A 21,220-nucleotide genomic window follows, 5' to 3' on the forward strand; every position below is an offset into this window, starting at 1 on the left:
CCTCCCGTTATATTATTTAAATTGTATTACGATTTCTTCCCTATATTTCTTAAAAAGTTCACTATGTTCCTTCTCAAAGTTCTGTATCCCGGAATCACATGTTCCCACAGGTAATAGAAAAACGGCGAGAGGGGCAGGTCAAATTCTCCTATGAACTCGGTAAAATCGCCGTTGAAGCCCTTCTTAAAGCGGTAGAGGCCGTATAGGGGGTTGTCGGGGGAAAGGTCTCCGGAAACGCCCCTGAAATCATACATGGTGCAACCATTTTTCTTGGCCCACTTTATCATTTCCCACTGGAGGGCGTAGTTGGGCATGACATTGCGGTGCTCGTTGGAGGAGGCGCCGTAGATATACCAGGCTTTATCGCCAAAGATGAAGGCCAGGGTACCGGCGATATATTTACCCTCATATTCTGCCATGAACAGCTTCGCAAAGCCTTTTTCCACCAGTTCTTCCCACAGGGCTTCAAAGTAATCGAAGCCTCTCACCAGGAATTTATCCCTTATGCAGGTCTCCTGAAGGATGTCGTAAAAGGGCTTTAAATCCTCCCGGGTCCCTTCCTTCACCGTAACTCCTTTTCGGCTCGAAAGCCGGATGTTGTAGCGGGTCTTTTCATGGAAGGAAGCGAAAATATCATCTAAAGATTTATCCAGAGACAGGCGAAAGACGAATTTGGGCTGGACTCCCTCGAAGTTCTTGCCGCCTTCCCGGCATACAAAGCCCAGGGAGTTCAGGGTACTCACCGCATCTTCATCCGGCGCTTTTATATCGGGGTCTATCTTGAGCATGATGGCGCCGTGCTTTTTTGCAAGAGCCTTTATGCTGGAAAAGAGGAATTTCAGAGTATCTTTATCGGAAAAAATCCGCCACCGGTCCCCGGGGAGCGTAGAAGATGCACTTTTTCAGGCCGGGGATGGGCAGTAGCCTCTTTAAAATGGAAATGCCCGCCACCGGCTTTCCCTCATCCATCACCAGTACCCTTATGGGCTGCCAGCCGGTGCGGCGCTTGACTTCACCCCATTCGTAGGATTGAAGCACATGGCCTTTAGGGCCGTATGCCATGAAGTGATTAAATAAATCCTTCTCATCTTGTTTTATGATTTTTAATTCCATTATATGAAAAACCTCCAGAAAAATTGTAGTCACTCTGCCCTATCTTTTATTATACCTTAATTTGTGATGAAGGGAAGGAAAAATTTGATGATAAATAAAAGCAGGCCCGGATATTTTCGGCCTGCTGTTCTTTGAATGTATTTTATGAAAGTTTGTTCCATAGTTGTTTCGGATATTTTTTCTGAACATTCCATAAGTAAATAAGTGAGTGCCTGGCACCTAGATTTTTATCCCCGCCATGGATCTTTTGAGTTTGTCGGCGGTTTCGTTGAGCATCTCGGCAGAAGCGGCTATCTCGCCCAGCAGCATGTGCTGTTTTTCCACGGAACCTGCGATGTCCTGAGCCTGGTTGGAGGTATCCACTGTTATCTCGGCCATTTTCTTGAAGGATTCGTGGGTGTCTTCGGTGCTGGCGGCCATTTCCTGAGTAGCGGCGGAAATCTCCTGCATCTGTTCGGATACCTTTTGTACGGCATTTAATATCTTGTCAAAGGTCTCCCCTGCGGTTTTTACGGCCTCTATACCTTTTTTGACATTTTCGCTGCCCTCTCCCATGGCAGTAACCGCATTTTTGGTCTCCTCCTGGACCGATGCGATGAGGTCCGCTATCTGTTTGGCTGCGTTGCCCGACTGCTCCGCCAGCTTCCTGATCTCATCCGCCACCACTGCGAAGCCCCTGCCCTGTTCTCCGGCCCTGGCTGCTTCGATGGCGGCATTCAATGCCAGCAGGTTGGTCTGGTCGGCGATGCCTGTAATGGTCTCTACTATCTGGCCGATGGTTTCGGAGCTTTCCCCAAGTTTTTTTATTACGTCACCGGTGTGTTTGCTGGATTCTTCTATTTTTTGCATCTGCTCTATCACCTGATGCATGGCGCCTTCACCGGCATCGGCCAGCTGGGCGGCATTGACGGCAGTGGCCGATGCATCGGAGGCGCTGGAGGCTATTTGCTCCACGCCCGCGCTCATCTGGGAAAGCATGTCGGAGATAGAACTTACCAGGGATTTTATTTCTTCCATTTTATCGGAGTTTTTCTTAATACTTTCTTCTAGAGAGCTGGAAAACTCATTTGATGCCTCTTCGCTTTCTTTTGCTATGTCCCTTAAGGAGTTGGCCGATGATACCATTTCATCTATAGACTTTTTGATATCCACCAGCATAGATTTCAACCTTGTCATGGAATCATTGTAGATATCCGCCAGTTTCCCCACATCATCATTGGCCACTTTCTTAGCCCTGACGGTAAAGTCTCCTTTAGCTACGGCTTCCAGGCTTCTGGCTATGCTGTCCACGGGTGCCGATACGGTCTTTGCCACGGCGAAAGAAATGATGCCCGAAATGATTACGGCAGCCGCCGCCATGATGAGCACATCCTGTTTTGCAAGGTCCTCCCCGTGGAAGTAAAACAGGTATCCGCCAAGCGACAGCAAGACCATTAGCATTGTTGTTGCTACCATCCTGAATTGAATGCTCTTCAAGTTTTTTCCCCCTTCATTAAATTTATGATTTAATTGTAAAAAGTAGCCTTTCTACTGGGAGATGGCCCAGCACCTCCGATGAGACCTACTATCTAAAAACAATAATAGGTAATGCTGGAAAATTATATAATATATATTAGACATTTTTTGACTTTTTCCTGCCAAAATCAAAAAGATGTCGAATCATATTTAAATAACCTCCCGAGGGCGGCCTAGAGTATAAGAGTTTTATCAAAAAACCCCTGAACTTTTTTCAGGGGATTTTTTATTAATCCTTGATCAATGTTTTCTTATCTTTTTATATATTCCGCTTATATTTAAAGGCGCTGGACTTTATGTTCCAGGGCTGCCTTGATAAAGTCCCGGAAAAGCGGGTGCGGACGGTTGGGACGGGATTTGAACTCGGGATGGAATTGGGTTCCCACAAACCAGGGATGGTCTTTGAGTTCAATGATTTCCACCAGGCGGCCGTCGGGGGAAAGGCCCGAAAGCACCATGCCCGCCTTTGTCAGAACATCTCGATATTCGTTGTTGAATTCATAGCGGTGGCGGTGACGCTCCTCGATAAGATCCTCATCGTAAGCAGCCATGGTTTTGGTGCCTGGCTTTATACTGCAGGGATAATGGCCCAGACGCATGGTGCCACCTTTGTCTTCTATGCCCTTTTGCTCGGGCATGAGGTCGATGACGGGGTAAGGCGTTTCGGGCTTAAACTCGGTGCTGTGGGCACCTTCGAGGCCGCAAACGTGGCGGGCAAATTCTATGACCGAACACTGCATGCCGAGGCATATGCCAAAAAGCGGAACCCTGTTTTCCCTGGCGTATTTTATGGCCTTTATCTTGCCCTCGATGCCCCTATCTCCGAATCCCCCGGGCACCAGGATACCATCCACATCAGAAAAAGTTGCGTTCATATCGAAACTGGGCTCTTCCAGAGCTTCAGAATGCACCCATTTTATATCAACCTTTGCATCATTGGCTATACCCCCATGGCACAGGGACTCAGCCACGCTGAGGTACGCATCATGAAGCTCCACGTATTTGCCCACCAAGGCAATTTTGACGTTTCCGGAGGGGTTCTTCACCCTTTTTACGATTTCTTCCCACTCGGAAAGGTCCGCTATCATGCCGTCAACGCCCAGCTTTTTTGCCACGATCTCATCAAGTCCTTCATTTTTAAGTATGAGCGGCACCTCGTATATGGTATCGGCATCATAGTTTTGGACTACGGCCTCTGGCTCCACATTACAGAAAAGGGCTATCTTTTCCTTCAGCTCTTCCGAAAGGGCCCGCTCGGAACGGCATACGATAACATCAGGCTGAATACCGATACTTCTGAGTTCCTTGACGCTGTGCTGGGTAGGCTTTGTCTTGAGTTCTCCAGCCTTAGAAAGGTATGGTACCAGCGTCACATGGATGTAAAGTACATGATCCCGGCCTATGTCCGCTTTGAGCTGGCGGATGGCCTCCAGAAATGGCAGGCTCTCGATGTCGCCCACGGTGCCGCCTATCTCGGTGATTACCACATCGGGCCTGGATTCCTTCGCCACCTTGACTATCCGGTCCTTGATCTCATTGGTGATGTGGGGAATTACCTGCACCGTGCCTCCCAGATAATCACCCCGCCGCTCCTTTGTTATGACAGACCAGTAAACCTTGCCGGTGGTGACATTGCTGTCTTTGGTAAGATTTACATCAATGAATCTCTCATAATGGCCCAGGTCCAGATCCGTCTCCGCTCCGTCTTCGGTGACGAAAACCTCCCCATGCTGGTAAGGGCTCATGGTCCCCGGGTCTATATTAATATAGGGGTCGAATTTCTGCATGAAAACAGCAAGCCCCCTGCTTTTTAAAAGGCGCCCCAGTGACGCCGCAGTAATGCCCTTGCCCAGGGATGAAACCACGCCTCCGGTGATAAAGATAAATTTAGTATGCATCACAAGTCCCCCTAAATATTTTTCCGTACACAAAAAAATCCCATCCAATTTATTTTATGCAACTTGAACGCGGGTTGTCAAGAGCAGGGGAAGGTTTTGCAGGTTTTTAAAAAATGCCGATATAGTTAGTCGCGCATCGAATCAGCGGCCGCCTCGACAGTGGAGACATTATGGAAGATGTGGTAGCAGGGTATTTTGAGGATATGTAAAATATTATTGAAATTAATAAAAAAAGTCATATATATTTAAAGCTGTCAAGTCAGTTTGCCGATTATCTGCATGGCAAGCCATGTAGAGCTTTTGCGGCTCCTTTTGATCTTAGACTACCTGAGGAAAACGAGAAAGACGAGGATACAAAAAATGTCCTCCAACCCGATCTTGTTGTTGTTTGCGATAAAAAAGGTCTTAAAGGAACCGGATATTACGGAACTCCTGATCTTGTAATCGAGATAACTTCATCTACTACGTCAAGGAAAGATAGACTGCTGAAGTTCAACAAATATGAAAAAGCCGGTGTGAAGGAATACTGGATAGTAGATCCCGAGGGAAAGTTCGTCAGCGTATTTACATTGCAGGAAAATAAAAGATATGGCAGGCCGGAACTGTATAGCGAGAAAGATAAAATCAAGGTTTCGATTTTCCCGGACCTTGTGATAGATCTTGGGCCGGTGTTTGAAGGAATTTAAATATGTAAAACAAGGCTGTGGAAATTCCACAGCCTTGTTTTCAAAATTCCATAAGTGAATAAGTGAGTGCCTGGCACCTATATTAGCCCTAGGTTCATCAGCAGGCGTTTCAGGACTATGACGTTTTCTGCGCGGGTGGCGTTTTCGTTCGGCGCAAAAGCTGTAGTTGTCCGCCCCTGCATGATGCCTTCACCGATACATGCGGCCACCGCTTTGTCGGCCCATGCAGCGATGCTGCTTTTGTCGGCAAAGGAGCCGAGCAGCCGACCTATATCACTATCTGCAACATTCAAGGTTTTATTCTTATATTCCATGGCCCTTACCATCATAACGGCCATTTCCTGGCGGGTGATATTCTTATCCGGAGCAAAGTTCCCGGCTGCTATACCGCTTACGATGCCTGCTTTATACGCAGCTTCTATTGCCCCGAAGCTCCAATCGCCGGGTTTTACATCTTTGAATGTGGCTTCCTGGGGTCTGTATTCCTGGATACCCAGGCTCCTCACCAGAAGCGCCGCAAATTGTGCCCTGGTTATACTGGCCTGGGGTGAAAACTTGGATTCTTCGGTACCCCTGGCTATACCCCGGGCTTCCATGAAAAGTATGTCCTTTTTGGCCCAGTGGCCGGAGATATCCATAAATTTGCTTTCAAATTTCATGACGGCATATTTGCTGAGGTGGTTTAGATCCGCACTCAATCCGATGACATTGCCGCCAGCGTCTTTTACGATTTCTCCGCCCACACATTCTAAGGTGCCATCGTCATTGATGCGGTAGACGAAGTAATTGCCACTTTCTTCGACTCTGGCAGCTACTACCAGCCTTATGCGCTTGGTGAAGGCGGTCTGGGCCGTATTTTCTACAGCAACCGTGACGTCTACGATATTTCCAACGGGTTTAAGGTTTTCAGGCAGTTTTTCCAGAACTTGAGCGACTTCCTGCTGTTCGACCTGTTTCACATTTATGCTCACCCGAGCATTTTCACCGGCACCTTTGGTATTGATGGCACCGGCATCGACGGTAATCTGGGCCCAGGGGCTTTCTACCGTTATGCTGCCACCCTTTTCCGCAAGTTTTTCTATAGATGCTGTGCCTACGCTTACTTTTGCCTGGATCCCTTCGATATCTTTAAGTTGAATGACCGCATTGGTAGCACCCTGTCTCAGGACTTTTTCTATGCCTTCATCGGATACCGTAACAATGGCGGTCCCGTCCCTTGCTTCTACTTTCATGTCGATGTCCGATATGACCCTGGAACCACCTGTAGGAGGTGCCGGCGGCTGTTCACCGGGTTTAGGAGTGCCGCCTCCTCCAGCCCCACCGCCTCCGCCGCCGGAGGAAGCAGGATTTACAACTATGGTGCCCTGCAATTGGTTTGAAATTACCGTTGAGCCGGTTGGTGGAGCCGCCAGTGCAGGTATTGTCAATAATATGAGTGCAATACTCAAAACCAGGGTTTTTAAAATAACTTTTCTCAAAACTAAATACCCTCCTTTACAAAGAATGTCAATAAAAAACATAAAATCTCGGCGGCCTGGTAATTTTAATATAGGGCAGCGGCATAAAGCCGCCTGGGTATTGATTTTATGGGAAGGTACCGGAAGGCAGTCCCGACACCTTCCCTTAATCTTAGATTCTAATGACTACCATAAACTTTATGGTAGGGGCAGCTGAACGGCATATATCTTTACAGAATATGTTCCTGCGTTATTAAAGGTAACAGTAAAGGTCGTGGAAGCATCAGCCGTGCTGAATGGGAAACCGTTGCTGGGCCCCCAGAAGAAATATTTTTCTGTATCGTTATAACCTAAAGCCTGCCCATCGCTAGCTTTAATTGTAACATCTGCCGACGTTGCAGGGTTATTGTCTTTGGTTAACTCCATGATATAAAGGCTACGCTCTATGGTAGCTTGGGTATTGTCTAGATTTTTATAGTTATTTGTCGCTTTTATTGTTACATCAAAGTTACTACCCTTTTTAACTGTCGTAGGCAATTGGGTAGTGTAGTTCAGCGAAATAGGTTCTACTACATCAACGGTTTCAGAGTGTTCTGTAATAACAGCATCACCGTTATTTTTATCTACTAATTTGGTCGTAATTGTATATGTTCCCGCCATGGAGAATCTTGCGGTGATATCCGTAGTCGCTGAATAATCTGCTGCTATTGGGAAACCTGTGGGGGGACCCCAATAGCCAAGGTCGGCTATATCAAATACTTGTCCATTCGTATCTGTTGCCAAAAGATCTACTTCTGCACCATCGGGCTTTGTAATATCAACTGTTACTAAAACATTATTATAACCTGTACTTCCCATGGTATTATATGTTAGAGTCATCTCAATTTTATTGTCCAGATGCGCCACGATGGTTTCTGGTTTCGATACTTCAAATTTATATGTTGATACTGTAGGTGCTTCTTGCACTGTAATTGTACCGCCAAGCTCATTGGATATAACTGTCGAACCCGTCGGCGCGGCCATGGCCGTTGCCGAAAAGGCCAGAATCATCATTATTGCCAGCGCAAGGGCTGTTATTTTTTTTGTCATTTTATGTTACCCCCCTTAGTTTTTTATTAACATTTTTTTAAGATATCTTTCTTATTGTTCGACAATAAAATTAATGGTATAATTTATATATAATTTTTTTACTTATTTCTCCCGGTTTCTGTTTCATAGAAACCGGTTTTTTATACGGCTAATACCAAATATCCAAAATACACTCTGACAAACTACGGTTGCTGCTTTTCACACCACCTTTCATGTTTTATGATGCGACATACTTTATTTATTTCTTACGTTTTTGCGCCCACCTCCTATTTTTGATGTTTTTAGATGTCCAGACCGCCGGTAAATCTAATTTCTATTATACAAATAAAAAGCAGCAGCTTGCCGAAGGAAAGCTTCGGCCAGTGCCGCCGGGCGGTTGCACCATTTTCTTCGTCCGGTCCAGGTGCCCATATAAAGGCCGGACATCATCGAATCCGACGATGAAACTATGTCAGATTTATACTCCAGGATTATTTTTTTCTAACTTCAGTATTATATTCTACATCTGTTCAATTTTCCCTGCTACTATTTGTATTTTTTTTTGTGGTATTTTTATACTTTTTTCGACATTTTTCGTGACTACCGTTTTATTTTTTAATCCCGGAGAACCCCTTTTTTAGGATTTTTTATATCTACAAATAATATATCACCATTTCTACCCACAGCAGGGGTATGATAAAAAAACTAATACAAATTACAAAAAAATACCCGAAGTGTTGATGACTTCGGGTAACTATATGAGAAAAGACTATAGGAAATGAGAATTTTATTATTTACATTCTGCAGGATCTTCTCCTCCAGGCTGTGTTCCTACTTCCGCGGGGTCTTCCCCGGTAGGGCCTCCTGTGGATGGCTGTTCGCTTGCGGGAGGAATTTCCGGCTCTTCCGCTACTGGCTGTCCGCCGGATGGGGCATCCCCGGGTTCCAGCGGCGGTGGCTGCGGTGTTGCAGGCTCACCGGCGGGAAGCTGTTCTGCTGAAGGCACTGCCGGATCTTGCTGCGGAGGTTGCTGGTCTTCGGTTGGTGGTGGCTGTACCGGCGGCACTACCGGAGGTTGCTGGCCTTCGGCCGGGGGCTGCTCGGCCCCGGGGGTTCCCTGGGTCGGAGGCGGTGTTTCTGTGGGAGGAACCTGCCCTTCGGAGGGCTGTTCCCCTGATACTCCTCCGGCGGGGGGTTGCTGGCCTTCAGATGGTGGCTCGGTTCCCGGTGTTCCCGACGCCAGAGGCTGTGTCCCTGTCGGCGGATCCTCTACCGGGGGTTGTTGTCCTTCGGGAGGCTCGCCTCCGCCGTTACCTTCAGAACCTCCCGGGGCAGCATCACCGGACTCTCCACCGGACGTAACGGAGTTCTTCAGGTTTTCAAGTTCCTTTTTAAGGTTCTCATTTTCTTCTTCAAGCTTCTTTATTTGCTCTTCCAGGGAGTTATTTGAAGATTTAAGGTTTTCTATCTCGTCATTTAAGCTGCTGTTTTTGATTTCAAAGCTGTCGATTTCGTCTTTCAGGTCATCGATCTTATCCTTTAATCTTTGGTTTTCCTCTTCCAGTTTCAGCTTTTCTTCTGCCAAGGAAACTTTTTCCTGCTCCAGAGCAGTATATTTTTGTGTTAGCTCATCTATGGTGGTGTTGAGGCTCTGTATCCGGGTATTCATATCTTTGATCTGGAGATTCAGTTCTTCGATCTTTGCAATCTTTTCGTTGAGCCGGGCTATAAGGTCTTCTACGAAGCTATAAAGCTCATCCACATATTGCCTTAGCCCGGGAGCTACGATGTCTATGATGGATTGCTGTTCTTTTGTCAGTTCTATCCTGGTAAAGGAATTTGATAAGGTTTCGATTCTAGCCCGTGCCATTGTAGCTTCGCTCATTGTGATGAGAGGTTTTTCGATGGTGCCGCTTTCATCATTATTTCCGGAAAAGGCCGCATCGGAAGTAGTTTCACTTACAGAAGCTCCCGCGCCATACTTCTGAGCCCTGCCGGATGAGGCTATTTCCTTCCACTTGATGTTTCCTGCGATATCGGCCATGATGTCTACCATACAGGCTTCCAGCTGTTCCCTATTGCCTGTTCTTATCCTTTTCATATCCCTCGTTTTTCCGCTTTTCGCCGAAGTAAGGGAATCGAAGCCCATACATAATAGATACCAGTTATCAAAGCTTATTTCCCTTTGCTCGATGATGAAACCGTTGAGGTAGCGGAGAGTCAATATGCCTGTGGTTTTGCCGTCAATATCATTTAATAGATACAGCAGATCTCTCCAGTTGAATTTTAATTCAAGCGGCACCCGCACTTCGTTTTCACCATTTTCCTCGATCTCTGCGGGATTTATATGCAACACATATGCTCTTAATCCATGGGCGGAATCTTTATCGGGATCGGTATTTTCAAGAGAAAAATATACCGTCATCTTGCCGGTGAAACCAGGTGCTCTTTTTATAACAATAGTGTCGGGATTTTCAACGTTTTCTTCTCCATCACTTTCGGTATAAAAGTCCTCAATGATGTCCTCTTCCGATGCCGCCTGGACCTCAAAGTTTCCCACCACTCTGGATGAAAACCATGCCAGAGTATCCGTATCGGCTAAAAGTGCCATGCTTACGAGGATCCCTGCCAGGAAAAATCCGATGGCTTTAAAAAGTATGCTGCCGAGGACTTTGGTTTTGTATCCCAATGTCTCACCTCCTTGTCAGGATTTAATTTTGACCTATTTTAAATGTTCGCTGTGGTATCCAAGCAATTTACATATCATGGTAAAGGCTTCCGCCCGGGTGACACTGTCTTTGGGCTTGAAGGTGTTGTCGGGATAACCTGTGATGATGCTGTTGTCGACGCCGGCTCTTACATATTCTTCAGCCCATTTTCCGATATCATCCGTGTCCTTAAAAATAAGCTCTGTGCCGTCTATTGCCTTTTTGTCGAAAGCCCTTATGAGCACTGCGGCCATTTCTTCCCTGGTAATGTAGCTGTCCGGGTTGAATACATTGCCAGGATAGCCCTCAAATACGTCTTTTTCCGTAGCGGACAGTATATATCCTTGAGCCCATGCAGGAATGGGATCAACGTAGGGGAGCGTACCTTCCTTTTCCCCAAGTTTGAGTGCATTGGCCACCAGCACTGCGGCTTCGGCTCTGGTTATGTAATTGTCGGGCCTTATGGTGCCGTCGGGATAGCCGTGGATTATTCCGTGCTGCAACAATGCCGTTATGCAGTATTGAGCCCAGTGGCTTCCGATGTCCGGATACTCCTCCAGGGGTTCTTCCACTAGTTCATTGTTATTATTCCTGTCTTTATGCTCCGGCACGGGATTTTCCTCCATATTAACCAGGAACGCCACCGTGGCCTTCAGGCCCTGCATGTCGTTGCCGGCTTCTTCATACATGTGCACCGTATATTCCAGGTCGATGGAGCCATTTTCATCGATATTAAATTTGGCCGTTTCCGGCAGGGAATATCCCCTGTAAGTTTCATCCCCGCTTCTGTAGAGCAGATCAAAAAAGCTGCCGTCGAAGACGATATGCGAAAATGCCAGAAGCCTGCCCCTTTTTATTGTAAGTTTCATGTTTTTTGCAAAAGTTTCGTATAAAGGTTCACCCGGGGCAATGATTTCGGCCCTGTCGTTGAGAAGCTCCATGGAAAGGCCCAGGCTGTCCACCCGCACCCTTTCGGTATGGTTGTTGTTGAGCCTCAATGTGCCCGTCTGGCTCATTCCGGGAGCCCATAGCCCTCCGGTGAACATGTGTCCGGCCGTTGAACCATTTCCGGAAACATCCAAAGTAACGTCCGGATCGGGATTCGTTGCAAGCGATACGGCCGCACCCCAGAAAATCGAGAAAAATATTATGATAATCACCATGAGCATTATACCCGGGGCCAAGCTTTTTTTATGCTTCAATTTCTTTATTCCCCCCTTTCACAGATTACTAAAGTGCTGTTTTATGGAATTCAAAAAAGTTCTAAATAAACCTTGCTTTAGAACATTTATGGATACCATAAAACCGCTTCTGCCCATGATGGGCAGCAGGAGCCTCATGCAACATCAGAAAACGGGCGGCTGTAGGCAGCCGCCCCTACGAAACACATCATGAATGCTATGAAAAAACAAGCGAGTTAAGATACTTATTTAATGAATGTTTGTCACCTGTCCGGCCACGACGGTGGCAATCTCGTTGGGGTTGCCGTCGCTAAATCTGAATACGCACGACATGGGCAGGAGTTCTATGTCCTGCACGAAATTCGTCCATGAACCTCCACCGGACTTGTAGAAAGATACGCACTTCCCGCTATCCGAGTGGACTTTGCCGGTCTGGAAGGTTATAACAGGATGGTCTGCAATATTATATGAAATCCCGTTAGTGGTAGCGTTTTTATAACTCATCTGGAAGTAATAATCATACGGCAAAAGCTCTGCCTTGACCTCACCGTTCTCATCGGTCGTGCCCAGCGCCCTGTAGCTGCCGTCCGTGGGGCCTGGATAATCCGGCGCATAGCTCACATATGCCACTGCACCGGGTATCGGCTGGCCGTCACTGCCAACCAGCTTTACAGTTACCGGAGCAGTCCCGAATACGAAAAATGACTGATTCTGGATATTCTGATTAACTGTCCTTGTATATCCTCTATATGTAATTTGGACGTGGGTGGTGGTCAGGTTGGGCGGAAGGATTGACCCTATGCTGCCGCTGCTGTCGGTAGTGCCCAGAGAAACCCACTTCTGGCCGTTCCAGTAGCTGAAATACGCTCCTTCCAGCGGGCTTCCCAGACTGTCCATGATCATGACCGTGGTCTTATTCGTTTGAACCGCATTCAGCATCAAATCGCATGTCAAACTATTATTCTGGTATGTATCATCGGCCAGTTCATCCATGTGAATATCAACAGTCATGCTTGTAACAGCATCGGGTGCCAGTTTTTGTTCAAGTGTGAAAAAGCCTTTTGAATTGACGAACAGGTCCGAAAGCCTTCCCGTATATACTGTGGTACCGTCAAATTTGACTTCTATTTCCAGCATCCCTGCCAGTTCCAAATTTCCTTCAGGATTTGCGGCATTTATTCTGTAAATTTTGAGCGGCAGGGTTCCCATATTTTTCAGCTCCACGGGGCCTAATGTCCTGGACTCGTTAGGCTGCATGTTCTCAAGGTTCAGAGTGGCAAACTTCTCCTTTTCGAAGGTGCCGTCGATTTTTCCGCCAAGGCGCAGGGTACCCGTTACGAATGTATTCTCATTGCTTTCGGCTCGACTGGTAAACCATGCCATGGTGCCCATTCCCGCCAGACCAAAGATCAATATCACACTGAGGGCGGCTAAAATAAATCTTTTTTTCACTCCAGTGTCCCTCCCCTCTAGTGGTTAAAGTCTTGAGACATTATCCAGACTAAGTTTTAGAGAATGGGCGGCTGCCGACAGCCGCCTCTACAACACATCACCTAAAAAGATAGATTTTCACTCATGAGTGTTCTGCCGAAAAGTCTCAGGAACAAATTGTAGCTTTTATTAATTACTGCTTTGCGATCTGTACGTTCAACCAGGCAAGGTGATTCGTGAGACCGGCGTATTCAGGATGCTGATTGTCCAGAGCTTCAAGGGCACCGAGGTCAATCTGCGTAGCATCCACGGCGTAAGAAATGTTGACGGGGTTGATGTCTTCTGCATCGGCCTGATACTCATTGCCGGCATTGGGCGCGAAGCCGAGAACGAAAGTGAATTTATAATTGCTGCCGGGCTTCAGAGCTCCCATCTGAACTCCCGGACCTGCCCCCATGGCGTTGGCTTCAAGGAAGCTCTTTAACGTAACCACTCCCATGGGATCATTTTGAGCCAGCTGGGTATAAAAAGCACCGTATGGACCGCTACCTGTGCCATTGACAATAAATTCATCAGCGGGTTCCCATATGCTTCCATCCTCTTTAAGGAATTCCATCTTCGCATATTTGATATAAATGGCTTCCGCAAGTTTGGTTGTTCCGTTCTCAACCGCGGGTGTAACTCTGAAGCCGCCAAACCAGGCAAGATCAAGTGAGCCTGTATTTTCGATAACAACAGATACTTCATCAGTGGAATCTCCCGGGGCAATATTGCCGATGTTTCCAAGATTTGTAAAACCACTTAGGCCATTTTCATTGAGCTTTAATGTCCCTGCGGTGAAGGTGTTATTTTGACTGGTTGCACTGCTTGTGAACCATGCAAAAGTCCCGAATCCGATTCCGAAGGCCAGCAGGCCGATGAGCACAAGGCTGATGATGATGTTTCTTCTCATTGTCATTTTCCTCCTAATATTTGTTTTTGTGGTAGCTTTTTGGGGTTTTATTATCCCCCGTTTTGTGGTAGAATAAGAGTGGGTAATTTTATTTTTGCCGGGTTATCCAGTGCTGATGGATAACCTCATTTTTTGAACATCCTTGATAACCACCCCCCTCATAATTTTTATTTTTGCGTGAAACAAGTGTATCGCAAGATTTTACAATTTCATGTTGCCTTCCGATTGACCACCATTTTGTGCTGCATCGGCGTTCTGCTTCTTTTTTTCGTTTTCTTCCTTTGACAGTTCATTTAGGATGTTTTTAATTTCGCCGGCAATCAGCAGCAATCCCGGAAATACGATCATCGCAATAAATCCTTTCGGTGTCCTGACGAACCTGCCTATGTATCCTGCATAAGGTATTTTGAATACCATGGAACCTGCAACCCTGTCCGGAGTTACCAAATCGGGGTCTTCGGTATTGTTGGCATCTCCCTTTGTCCTGAACGCCAGGAGGCCATCCCTCTGGATTACTTCCACCACCCGGTGGGTGACGAGGGTCTTTTCATTGATGCGATATGTTATTAAATCTCCCACCCTGATATTCTCCGGCATTAATTCCCTCACCACAATCATGTCTCCGGGCTCAAGAAAAGGGCTCATGCTGCCCGAAAGCACCGTAAGGAGTTTATACCCCATGACTGAGGCTGCCTTGTTTGGCTTCATCCTTGACTGGTATATCAAAAAAAAGGTACTAAAAACTAAAAACAATAACAGCACCGTCAATATGTTGCTCATCCATCTGAATGCGGCTTTCATATGTAACCTCCTAGTAATTTATTCCTAGTAAATGATTCCTAAGTATTTGTATTCATTTGAACCATAATTTATGTATTAATTTTATGTAAAATTTTCGACTATATATCCAATAAAAAACCCAACCTTAAAAAAGATTGGGTCGGTTGCACCACTGATTCAGCATGCCCCAGGTGCCCTATTTATAGGTCATGCGTCATAATCTTCCTCAGATATCTGTATTATATTCATTATAATATAATACTATACCTTGTCCGGGGGAAAATATGTATTCGTGGACCATGAAGGATATGGTGTAAGATCCTTTGCCTTTCATTTTTGAAGTCCCCCTTTTTCGGCAGCCCGGCCGTCATAGCAACAATGCTTTAGACCCGTGGCTTTGCGTCCCCGGCTTTCACCGGTTTTGCTCTTATCGAAAGGAAAGAAAAAACCCCTGCCCGGGATGCCGGGAGGGGTTTGTCCAAATTCTAAAAAGCGCATCGGATATCATTTCCAATGCGCTTATTTTCTTTTAGAGGATGGTCTTTAAGTCGTTTAAAAAAACGTTGCATGACTCGTGTGTGAATCTGTGCTAAGAGTGCCGTCCCCATGGCATACCAAGAAAAAGCTGCAGGATTTCCGCAGCTTAATGTTTTATCGCGCAATTCAATAAGTGAATAAGTGAGTGCCTGGCACCTATTCGTAGTTAAGTACCACTACCCTGCGGGCTTCGCCCAGAGTTTCCGGGGTGACTTCTATTGTGGTAGATTCCAGGCGTTCGCCACCGCCGACTTTTTCAAGGAACTTATCCACCGGGTCTATGGGCATACTCACTGCCGGTGTCTTGAAGTGCATGGGGATAACCATTTTCGGCGAGAGCTGGTTTACCACAGCCGCTGCTCCCTCGGCATCCAGGGTGAAGGTGCCGCCCACGGGTATGAGGAGCACGTCTATCCTGCCTATCTGTTCTTCCTGAGCCTTGGAGAGTAGATGTCCCAGGTCTCCCACATGGCAGATTCTGAGCCCGTCGATTTCAAATACAAAAAATAAGGATGGGTCCTCTTTTGGCACCCTTTACCTCATCGTGAAAGGCGGGGATGCCCTTGATGCCTACACCGCTTATGGTACACTCTCCTGAGGTCTTCACAATCTCCGGGTCTCCCTGGACCCCTTCCACATAGTTGTGGTCGTAATGGTCATGGCTCACCGTTACTATATCTGCCTCGATCTTGGGTATCTTATAGCCGACGCTGCCGTCAAAGGGGTCGGTGACTATCTTGGTTCCGCTCTGCGATTCCAGAAGAAAGCTGGCATGGCCCAGCCACCGGATCTTCATATCAAAAACCTCCCTTTCTTTCAAAGGATTCTAATTCTGGACTTTTTTTTTTTAATATTATTTTCTCTTTTCGTACAGTATTCTTTCGATACTAACCATCTCTTTATCCTAAAAAATTATTTCTAACCTTATATATATTCTTGGAAAATGGTGAAATTCCTGCTTGACTTTAATATTTTAACCATTTACTTTTGAGTTAATCCCTGGCATAAATGGAACCGATACCCTTGTTCCTCAGCTTGTACTGCAGGGTCTGCCGGGGTATGCCCAGAATCCTGGCGGCCATGGATATGTTGCCCCGGGCTTTTTCCAGGGCTTTCTGTATGAACTCGGTCTCCAGCTTTTCCAGGGCATCGTTGAGGTTCAAATCTTCTAAATTTAATATGTGGCCTTTTTGATGGGAGAAAAAGGACCTTATCTGTATGGGAAGGTGCCCGGGCTTTATGGTGTCACCTTCCATCATTATCATGGCGCCTTCTATGGCATGTTCCAGCTCGCGCACATTGCCCGGCCAGGGGTATCTGTAAAAAATTTCCATAACTTCATCTGAAATTTTTACCCTGCGGTCCCTTCCGGGGGAATACCTGGCTATAAAGTGCTCCACCAGACAGGGGATATCCTCCCTGTGTTCCCGAAGGGGAGGAATCTCGAGACTCACCACATTTATCCTGTAAAAGAGGTCTTCCCGGAGCTGCTTTTTTTCTACGGCATCAATTGGGTTTTCGCTGCAGGCGGTGATCACCCGGGCGTTTATGTTTCTCATGCGGGTATCCCCGAGGCGGCGGACGGCTCCTTCCTGCAGCACCCTTAAAAGTTTTGCCTGGAGTTCCGTTGGCATGGAATTTATCTCGTCAAGAAAAATAGTGCCGCCGTCGGCCAGCTCGAAGAGGCCGGGCCTGTCCTCGGCCCCGGTGAAACCTCCCTTGATGGTGCCGAAGAGGATGCCTTCCAGGAGTGTCGCTGGAAGGGCAGCGCAGTTCTGGGCGATAAAGGGGGAAAGTTTTCTGGGGCTTTCATTGTGTATGGCCTGGACGAAGAGCTCTTTGCCGGTGCCGGTCTCGCCCCACACCAGGACGGGTGAGGAACTGGCCGCCGCCCGGCGGGCCAGGTTCTTTAAGTCCTTGATACATCGACTTTCTCCGATGATATCGTCAAAGGTGAAGCGTGCGGTGCCGTGCTTTTTGCTCCCGGGTTTTACGGTGTGACCGTAAAGAATGGCCTGCAGGTCCGAAATCCTCTCGGTCATGTCCTTGACGGTGGTTACATCCCGGGAGATCTCCATAGCCCCTATTATCCTACCGTTAAGCTCTATGGGAATGGTGGTGTTGACGGTGGTAATTTTTTTGCCCTTGTAATTGGTGAAGGTCTGCTCTCTGTCATATATGGCCTCTCCTGTTTTGAGGGCTGTAAGCAGGGTACTGTCTTGCTCGGAGAGTGAAGGAAAAACATCCAGGATGTGCTTCCCGATAACTTCTTCAGGCAGCAACCCCTCTATATTTGACACCGCTCTGTTGTAATAAATGGTAATACCCTTTTCGTCCACCATGTGGATGCCTTCCTCCACATGGGACAGGAGAAGTTCAAGCTGTGCCCTGATGGCAGAAAGCTGCTTCATTTCTCGCTCCCCCTTTGAGATCAAGGGTCACATGCGCTCAGGTGCGGAGATACCAAGGATGGCAAAAGCGTTTTTAAGTACCTGCCGGACAGCCATGACCAGCAACAGCCTTGCGGCGGTTAGATCCGCATCATCGGTCAGCACCCGGCAGCTATTATAAAAGGAATGAAAAGTGGAAGAAAGTTCCATGCAATAATTGGTTACACGGTACGGCGAAAGATTTTCCGCGGCAAGCCTTATTTCTCCCGGAAAATCCGACAATTTTTTAATAAGGTCTATTTCATTTTTCTCTGTCAAAAGTAATGCATATTTTTCCAGCAAGGCGGGGGCAAGTGTGTCCATTTCAGGTAAAGAAATTCCCTGCTCCGATGCCTGTCTCAAAATGCTGCAAATTCGGGCATGGGCATACTGCACATAGTATACGGGGTTTTCATCGGACTGTTTTATGGCAAGGTCCAGGTCGAAGTCCAGGTGTGTGTCGGCGCTGCGCATGTTGAAGAAGAACCTTGCCGCATCTTTACCAACTTCCTCCACTATGTCGGCCAGGGTGACGGCCCTACCGGTGCGTTTGGACATGCGGGCGATTTCCCCGTTCCTGTAAAGCCTTACCAGTTGCATCAATATGACGGTGAGCCTATCGGGGTCATAGCCCAGGGCTTTGAGAGCTCCTTTTACCCTGGCCACATGGCCGTGATGGTCGGCTCCCCAGATATCTATCACCCACTCAAATCCTCTATCAAATTTATCCTTGTGGTAGGCTATGTCAGAGGCAAAATAGGTGGGAAGGCCGTTGGCGCGGATGAGCACTTCATCCTTGCCCGCTCCAAATTCCGAGGCCTTGAACCACAGGGCTCCATCCTTTTCATAGGTGTATCCCTTTTGCTTTAAAAGATTTATTACCTCGTTGACCTTGCCGGCGTCATGGAGGCTCTGCTCCGAAAACCATATGTCAAAGTGCACACCGAAATTCAAAAGGTCCTGTTTCATGCACTGTATGTTCTTTTTGAGGGCATATTCGATGAAATAAGCCCTGCGGCTGGGGGAATCCATGTACAAAAAGCGGTTGCCCTCTTCCTCAATGAGGTTCCTCATATGGTCCTTTATGTCTTCCCCGTGGTATCCTCCTTCGGGAATATGGCCTTCCTGGCCCAGAAGCTCCAGGTAGCGCGCTTCCAGGGAAAGCCCGAAGTTTTCTATCTGGTTGCCTGCATCATTTATATAGAATTCTTTTGTGACATCATATCCCGAAAGTTTCAAAACCGAGGACAGGGCGTCTCCCAGAGCTGCTCCCCGGGCGTTGCCCATGTGCATGGGGCCGGTGGGGTTAGCGCTGACGAATTCCACCTGCACCTTCCTGCCTCCGCCCAATTCCTGGCGGCCGTAATCCTGCCCCCGCTTCAATATATCGAATATCACGACATTTGCCCATGTAGGTTTCAGGTAAAAGTTGATAAAACCCGGTCCCGCCACTTCCACCTTTTCGACGGGGGTGCCTGAAGTATCAAGATTTGCAGCTATGAATTCACCGATTTTCCTCGGAGGCATCCTGGCCTCCCTGGCCATCAGCATGGCAATATTGGCCGCAAAATCTCCGTGGCCCGGGTCCTGGGGCACTTCCAGGTAAAAATCGGGTATTTCGCTTACTGCAATGGTTTTTTCTTCGATGGCCTTCTTCAGGGCTGCCAAAATCCTGTCTTTCAATACCTGCTGCGTCCTTGCCTTTATATCTTTCATAAAATCCTCCCGTGATTGTAAGTTACTGTTAAGCTTATTAATCTCAATTTCACTACTATTATATAATTTCATGTCATTATATGCAAGGAAAAACAGTTTTTTCCGATGAATTCAAAACGTTCAAACGGGACGGTTATCGATTTGAATTTTTTATTTAATTCAAAACAGGGACGAGTTCTCGATTTAAATTTATTATTTTACCGGTTTTATGGGCACCGAGCGGCGAGCGCGTTGCACCAGGGCCTCTGCCCGTATTCGGGCGGTCTCCAGCTCGATTTCTTTTGGTTTTTCGCCCCATCTGTTTTTTATATTCCTGCACAAAAATGTCCATGAATTTATCCATTTTAGCGCTGCCCTTGATTCCCCATTCCTTGTAGTGCTCTTCTATATAGTCCACGATATCCGCAGTAAGGTCCATGATTATTCGATAGCGCCGGTTTTTGGCATAGGCGTTTACACCATATCCCAATATGACCGCAATCAGAGGTTCCATCACCGCTTCATTGGTGAGGACATTTACGATAAATTTAAGCCATGCCCAGCTCATAAAAATTCCCCTCCTCTTCATTTTATATTATGAAGGGGAAGGGGAGAGTGTGAAGTTCGAGGTTCTATGTTTGAGTTAAGAGGAAAACCATGAGCAACAATTGCCATGAACGATATATCCTTGATGCTTATGCCGTCCTTTGCTATCTTGAAGATGAATCTCAAGCAGAAAAAATTGCCTTATTGTTAAAAAAAGCTGTTGATAAACAAATTAGCCTTTTTATGACCTGGATAAATTTAGGTGAAGTATATTACAGGGTATGGCGTGAATACGGGGAAACCAAGGCGCAAGAAGTATTAGCGGATGCATATGCTATAGCGGCAGCGTTGAAATATGTGTTCTCCCATCTTCCAATAGTTATTGTAGAGAGAAAATTTTATCTATAGCTTCCAGTGGGTCCGGGGCGGCGGTGACGGGGCGGCCTATGACGATGTAGTCGGCTCCGGCTTCCAGCGCTTGAGCGGGGGTCATAACTCGCTTCTGGTCGCTGGCAGCAGCCCAGGATGGGCGCACTCCCGGTGTGACTATGACAAAGTCTTTTCCGATGGCCTTTCTTATGGCGGAAATCTCTTTAGGAGATGCCACTACGCCATCGAGGCCGCACTCTTTTGCAAGGCATGCCAGGGCCACGGCCTGGTCCAGGGTGGATTTTGTTATGTTTATATCTTTTAGGTCCTGGTCGTCGAGGCTGGTGAGTACGGTAACAGCTATGAGCAGGGGCTTATGAACGGTGTTCAGCTTATCTGGAGAATGTATTATAGATACATTACTTGTGCCTTGCAGCCCCCTGCCGGGCTCCTTCGCCCTTTGCATCTCGTCATAAGTTTTATCTATTGCTTCTTTTGCCTGTCTCATCATCTCCCGGCCGCCGGAAGCATGGATGTTGAACATGAAAGCACCGGTTGAAGTGGCGGCCCGGACGGCCCCGGCCACGGTGTTGGGAATGTCGTGGAACTTCAAGTCAAGAAAGACTCTGCAGCCTTCATCATTTATCTTTTTTACAATGCTTGGTCCGGTGGAACAAAAAAGCTCCAGGCCCACTTTAAATGTTGAAACTTTATACCTTAGAAGTTTTACCAGATCAAGGGCTTTTTGCTCGTCGGGGGTATCAAGGGCTATGATGATACGGTCAAGGTCATGTGACATTTAACATCCTCCTTATTTTTTAGGCGAGGGGTGAGTCAGAGAACCGTCCCCTGACT

14 protein-coding genes, 3 pseudogenes and 3 riboswitches are annotated in these 21,220 nt (G+C 47.1%); of the genes and pseudogenes, 2 read left to right on the top strand and 15 right to left on the bottom strand.

The genetic code is table 11. The features are described 5' to 3' along the window. Positions 1–26 precede the first annotated feature (26 nt). From D2962_RS16470 to D2962_RS16480, 3 genes and pseudogenes are all read right to left on the bottom strand, one after another. Positions 27–1,113: pseudogene (locus D2962_RS16470) on the bottom strand (lipid II:glycine glycyltransferase FemX). A gap of 219 nt (positions 1,114–1,332) precedes the next feature. Then, a complete protein-coding gene (locus D2962_RS16475; RefSeq protein WP_122015610.1) occupies positions 1,333–2,589 on the bottom strand; it encodes a methyl-accepting chemotaxis protein in 1,257 nt (418 codons plus the stop codon). A 317-nt stretch (positions 2,590–2,906) separates the two neighbouring features. Beyond that, positions 2,907–4,526, bottom strand: coding sequence for a CTP synthase (locus D2962_RS16480; protein ID WP_122015611.1), 1,620 nt, complete (start codon positions 4,524–4,526; stop codon positions 2,907–2,909). A gap of 239 nt (positions 4,527–4,765) precedes the next feature. On the opposite strand from D2962_RS16480, the pseudogene D2962_RS16485 reads away from it, so the two are divergent. Continuing rightward, positions 4,766–5,212, top strand: a pseudogene (locus D2962_RS16485) (Uma2 family endonuclease); the annotation flags it as partial. A 77-nt stretch (positions 5,213–5,289) separates the two neighbouring features. Here the strand turns inward: D2962_RS16485 and D2962_RS16490 are convergent. The 11 genes and pseudogenes from D2962_RS16490 to D2962_RS16540 all read right to left on the bottom strand — a co-directional run bounded on the left by D2962_RS16490 (position 5,290) and on the right by D2962_RS16540 (position 20,018). Further along, on the bottom strand, positions 5,290–6,690 hold the full coding sequence (locus D2962_RS16490) for an S-layer homology domain-containing protein (RefSeq protein ID WP_162991270.1): 1,401 nt from the start codon (positions 6,688–6,690) through the stop codon (positions 5,290–5,292). Positions 6,691–6,867: 177 nt separating this feature from the next. Then, the gene (locus D2962_RS16495) at positions 6,868–7,758 is read right to left on the bottom strand and encodes a hypothetical protein (protein ID WP_122015614.1); all 891 of its coding nucleotides are present in this window, start codon (positions 7,756–7,758) and stop codon (positions 6,868–6,870) included. Between the two features lie 361 nt (positions 7,759–8,119). Beyond that, a riboswitch (cyclic di-GMP riboswitch) is annotated at positions 8,120–8,203 on the bottom strand. A 324-nt stretch (positions 8,204–8,527) separates the two neighbouring features. Then, positions 8,528–10,426 (bottom strand): hypothetical protein, encoded by a 1,899-nt coding sequence (locus D2962_RS16500; protein ID WP_122015615.1) that lies wholly within the window; start codon positions 10,424–10,426, stop codon positions 8,528–8,530. A 33-nt stretch (positions 10,427–10,459) separates the two neighbouring features. Next, positions 10,460–11,647 carry an S-layer homology domain-containing protein gene (locus D2962_RS16505; protein ID WP_122015616.1) on the bottom strand — a complete coding sequence of 396 codons (1,188 nt, stop codon included), beginning with the start codon at positions 11,645–11,647 and terminating at the stop codon, positions 10,460–10,462. 228 nt (positions 11,648–11,875) lie between these two features. Further along, the gene (locus tag D2962_RS16510; RefSeq protein ID WP_122015617.1) at positions 11,876–13,078 is read right to left on the bottom strand and encodes a SipW-dependent-type signal peptide-containing protein; all 1,203 of its coding nucleotides are present in this window, start codon (positions 13,076–13,078) and stop codon (positions 11,876–11,878) included. A gap of 172 nt (positions 13,079–13,250) precedes the next feature. Continuing rightward, on the bottom strand, positions 13,251–14,009 hold the full coding sequence (locus tag D2962_RS16515; protein WP_162991271.1) for a TasA family protein: 759 nt from the start codon (positions 14,007–14,009) through the stop codon (positions 13,251–13,253). A 201-nt stretch (positions 14,010–14,210) separates the two neighbouring features. Next, positions 14,211–14,810, bottom strand: coding sequence for a signal peptidase I (locus tag D2962_RS16520; RefSeq protein ID WP_122015619.1), 600 nt, complete (start codon positions 14,808–14,810; stop codon positions 14,211–14,213). 128 nt (positions 14,811–14,938) lie between these two features. Beyond that, positions 14,939–15,023: riboswitch (cyclic di-GMP riboswitch) on the bottom strand. A gap of 117 nt (positions 15,024–15,140) precedes the next feature. Next, positions 15,141–15,225, bottom strand: a riboswitch (cyclic di-GMP riboswitch). A 257-nt stretch (positions 15,226–15,482) separates the two neighbouring features. Continuing rightward, positions 15,483–16,122 (bottom strand): annotated as a pseudogene (locus D2962_RS19770) (MBL fold metallo-hydrolase). Between the two features lie 196 nt (positions 16,123–16,318). Beyond that, positions 16,319–17,737 (bottom strand): sigma-54 interaction domain-containing protein, encoded by a 1,419-nt coding sequence (locus D2962_RS16530; RefSeq protein ID WP_120765985.1) that lies wholly within the window; start codon positions 17,735–17,737, stop codon positions 16,319–16,321. Between the two features lie 27 nt (positions 17,738–17,764). After that, positions 17,765–19,471 (bottom strand): arginine--tRNA ligase, encoded by a 1,707-nt coding sequence (argS, locus tag D2962_RS16535; RefSeq protein ID WP_120765986.1) that lies wholly within the window; start codon positions 19,469–19,471, stop codon positions 17,765–17,767. Between the two features lie 154 nt (positions 19,472–19,625). Then, positions 19,626–20,018 carry a hypothetical protein gene (locus tag D2962_RS16540; protein ID WP_245984792.1) on the bottom strand — a complete coding sequence of 131 codons (393 nt, stop codon included), beginning with the start codon at positions 20,016–20,018 and terminating at the stop codon, positions 19,626–19,628. A gap of 89 nt (positions 20,019–20,107) precedes the next feature. Here D2962_RS16540 and D2962_RS16545 point away from each other — a divergent pair, with 89 nt between their 5' ends. Then, positions 20,108–20,404: a PIN domain-containing protein gene (locus D2962_RS16545; protein WP_120765988.1), complete on the top strand. Its 297-nt coding sequence runs from the start codon at positions 20,108–20,110 to the stop codon at positions 20,402–20,404. Here D2962_RS16545 and pyrF read toward each other — a convergent pair. After that, on the bottom strand, positions 20,376–21,164 hold the full coding sequence (gene pyrF, locus D2962_RS16550) for an orotidine-5'-phosphate decarboxylase (protein WP_122015620.1): 789 nt from the start codon (positions 21,162–21,164) through the stop codon (positions 20,376–20,378). The genes D2962_RS16545 and pyrF overlap by 29 nt on opposite strands. Between the last annotated feature and the right edge of the window lie 56 nt (positions 21,165–21,220).

Source organism: Biomaibacter acetigenes, assembly GCF_003691585.1.
Classification (GTDB): Bacteria; Bacillota; Thermosediminibacteria; order Thermosediminibacterales; family Tepidanaerobacteraceae; genus Biomaibacter; species Biomaibacter acetigenes.

Coding starts and splice junctions, on each gene's coding strand:
- D2962_RS16480 (WP_122015611.1), bottom strand. CDS start 4,526: ATGCATACTAAATTTATCTTTATCACCGGAGGCGTGGTTTCATCCCTG.
- D2962_RS16495 (WP_122015614.1), bottom strand. CDS start 7,758: ATGACAAAAAAAATAACAGCCCTTGCGCTGGCAATAATGATGATTCTG.
- D2962_RS16515 (WP_162991271.1), bottom strand. CDS start 14,009: ATGAGAAGAAACATCATCATCAGCCTTGTGCTCATCGGCCTGCTGGCC.
- D2962_RS16520 (WP_122015619.1), bottom strand. CDS start 14,810: ATGAAAGCCGCATTCAGATGGATGAGCAACATATTGACGGTGCTGTTA.
- D2962_RS16530 (WP_120765985.1), bottom strand. CDS start 17,737: ATGAAGCAGCTTTCTGCCATCAGGGCACAGCTTGAACTTCTCCTGTCC.
- argS (WP_120765986.1), bottom strand. CDS start 19,471: ATGAAAGATATAAAGGCAAGGACGCAGCAGGTATTGAAAGACAGGATT.
- D2962_RS16540 (WP_245984792.1), bottom strand. CDS start 20,018: ATGAGCTGGGCATGGCTTAAATTTATCGTAAATGTCCTCACCAATGAA.
- D2962_RS16545 (WP_120765988.1), top strand. CDS start 20,108: ATGAGCAACAATTGCCATGAACGATATATCCTTGATGCTTATGCCGTC.
- pyrF (WP_122015620.1), bottom strand. CDS start 21,164: ATGTCACATGACCTTGACCGTATCATCATAGCCCTTGATACCCCCGAC.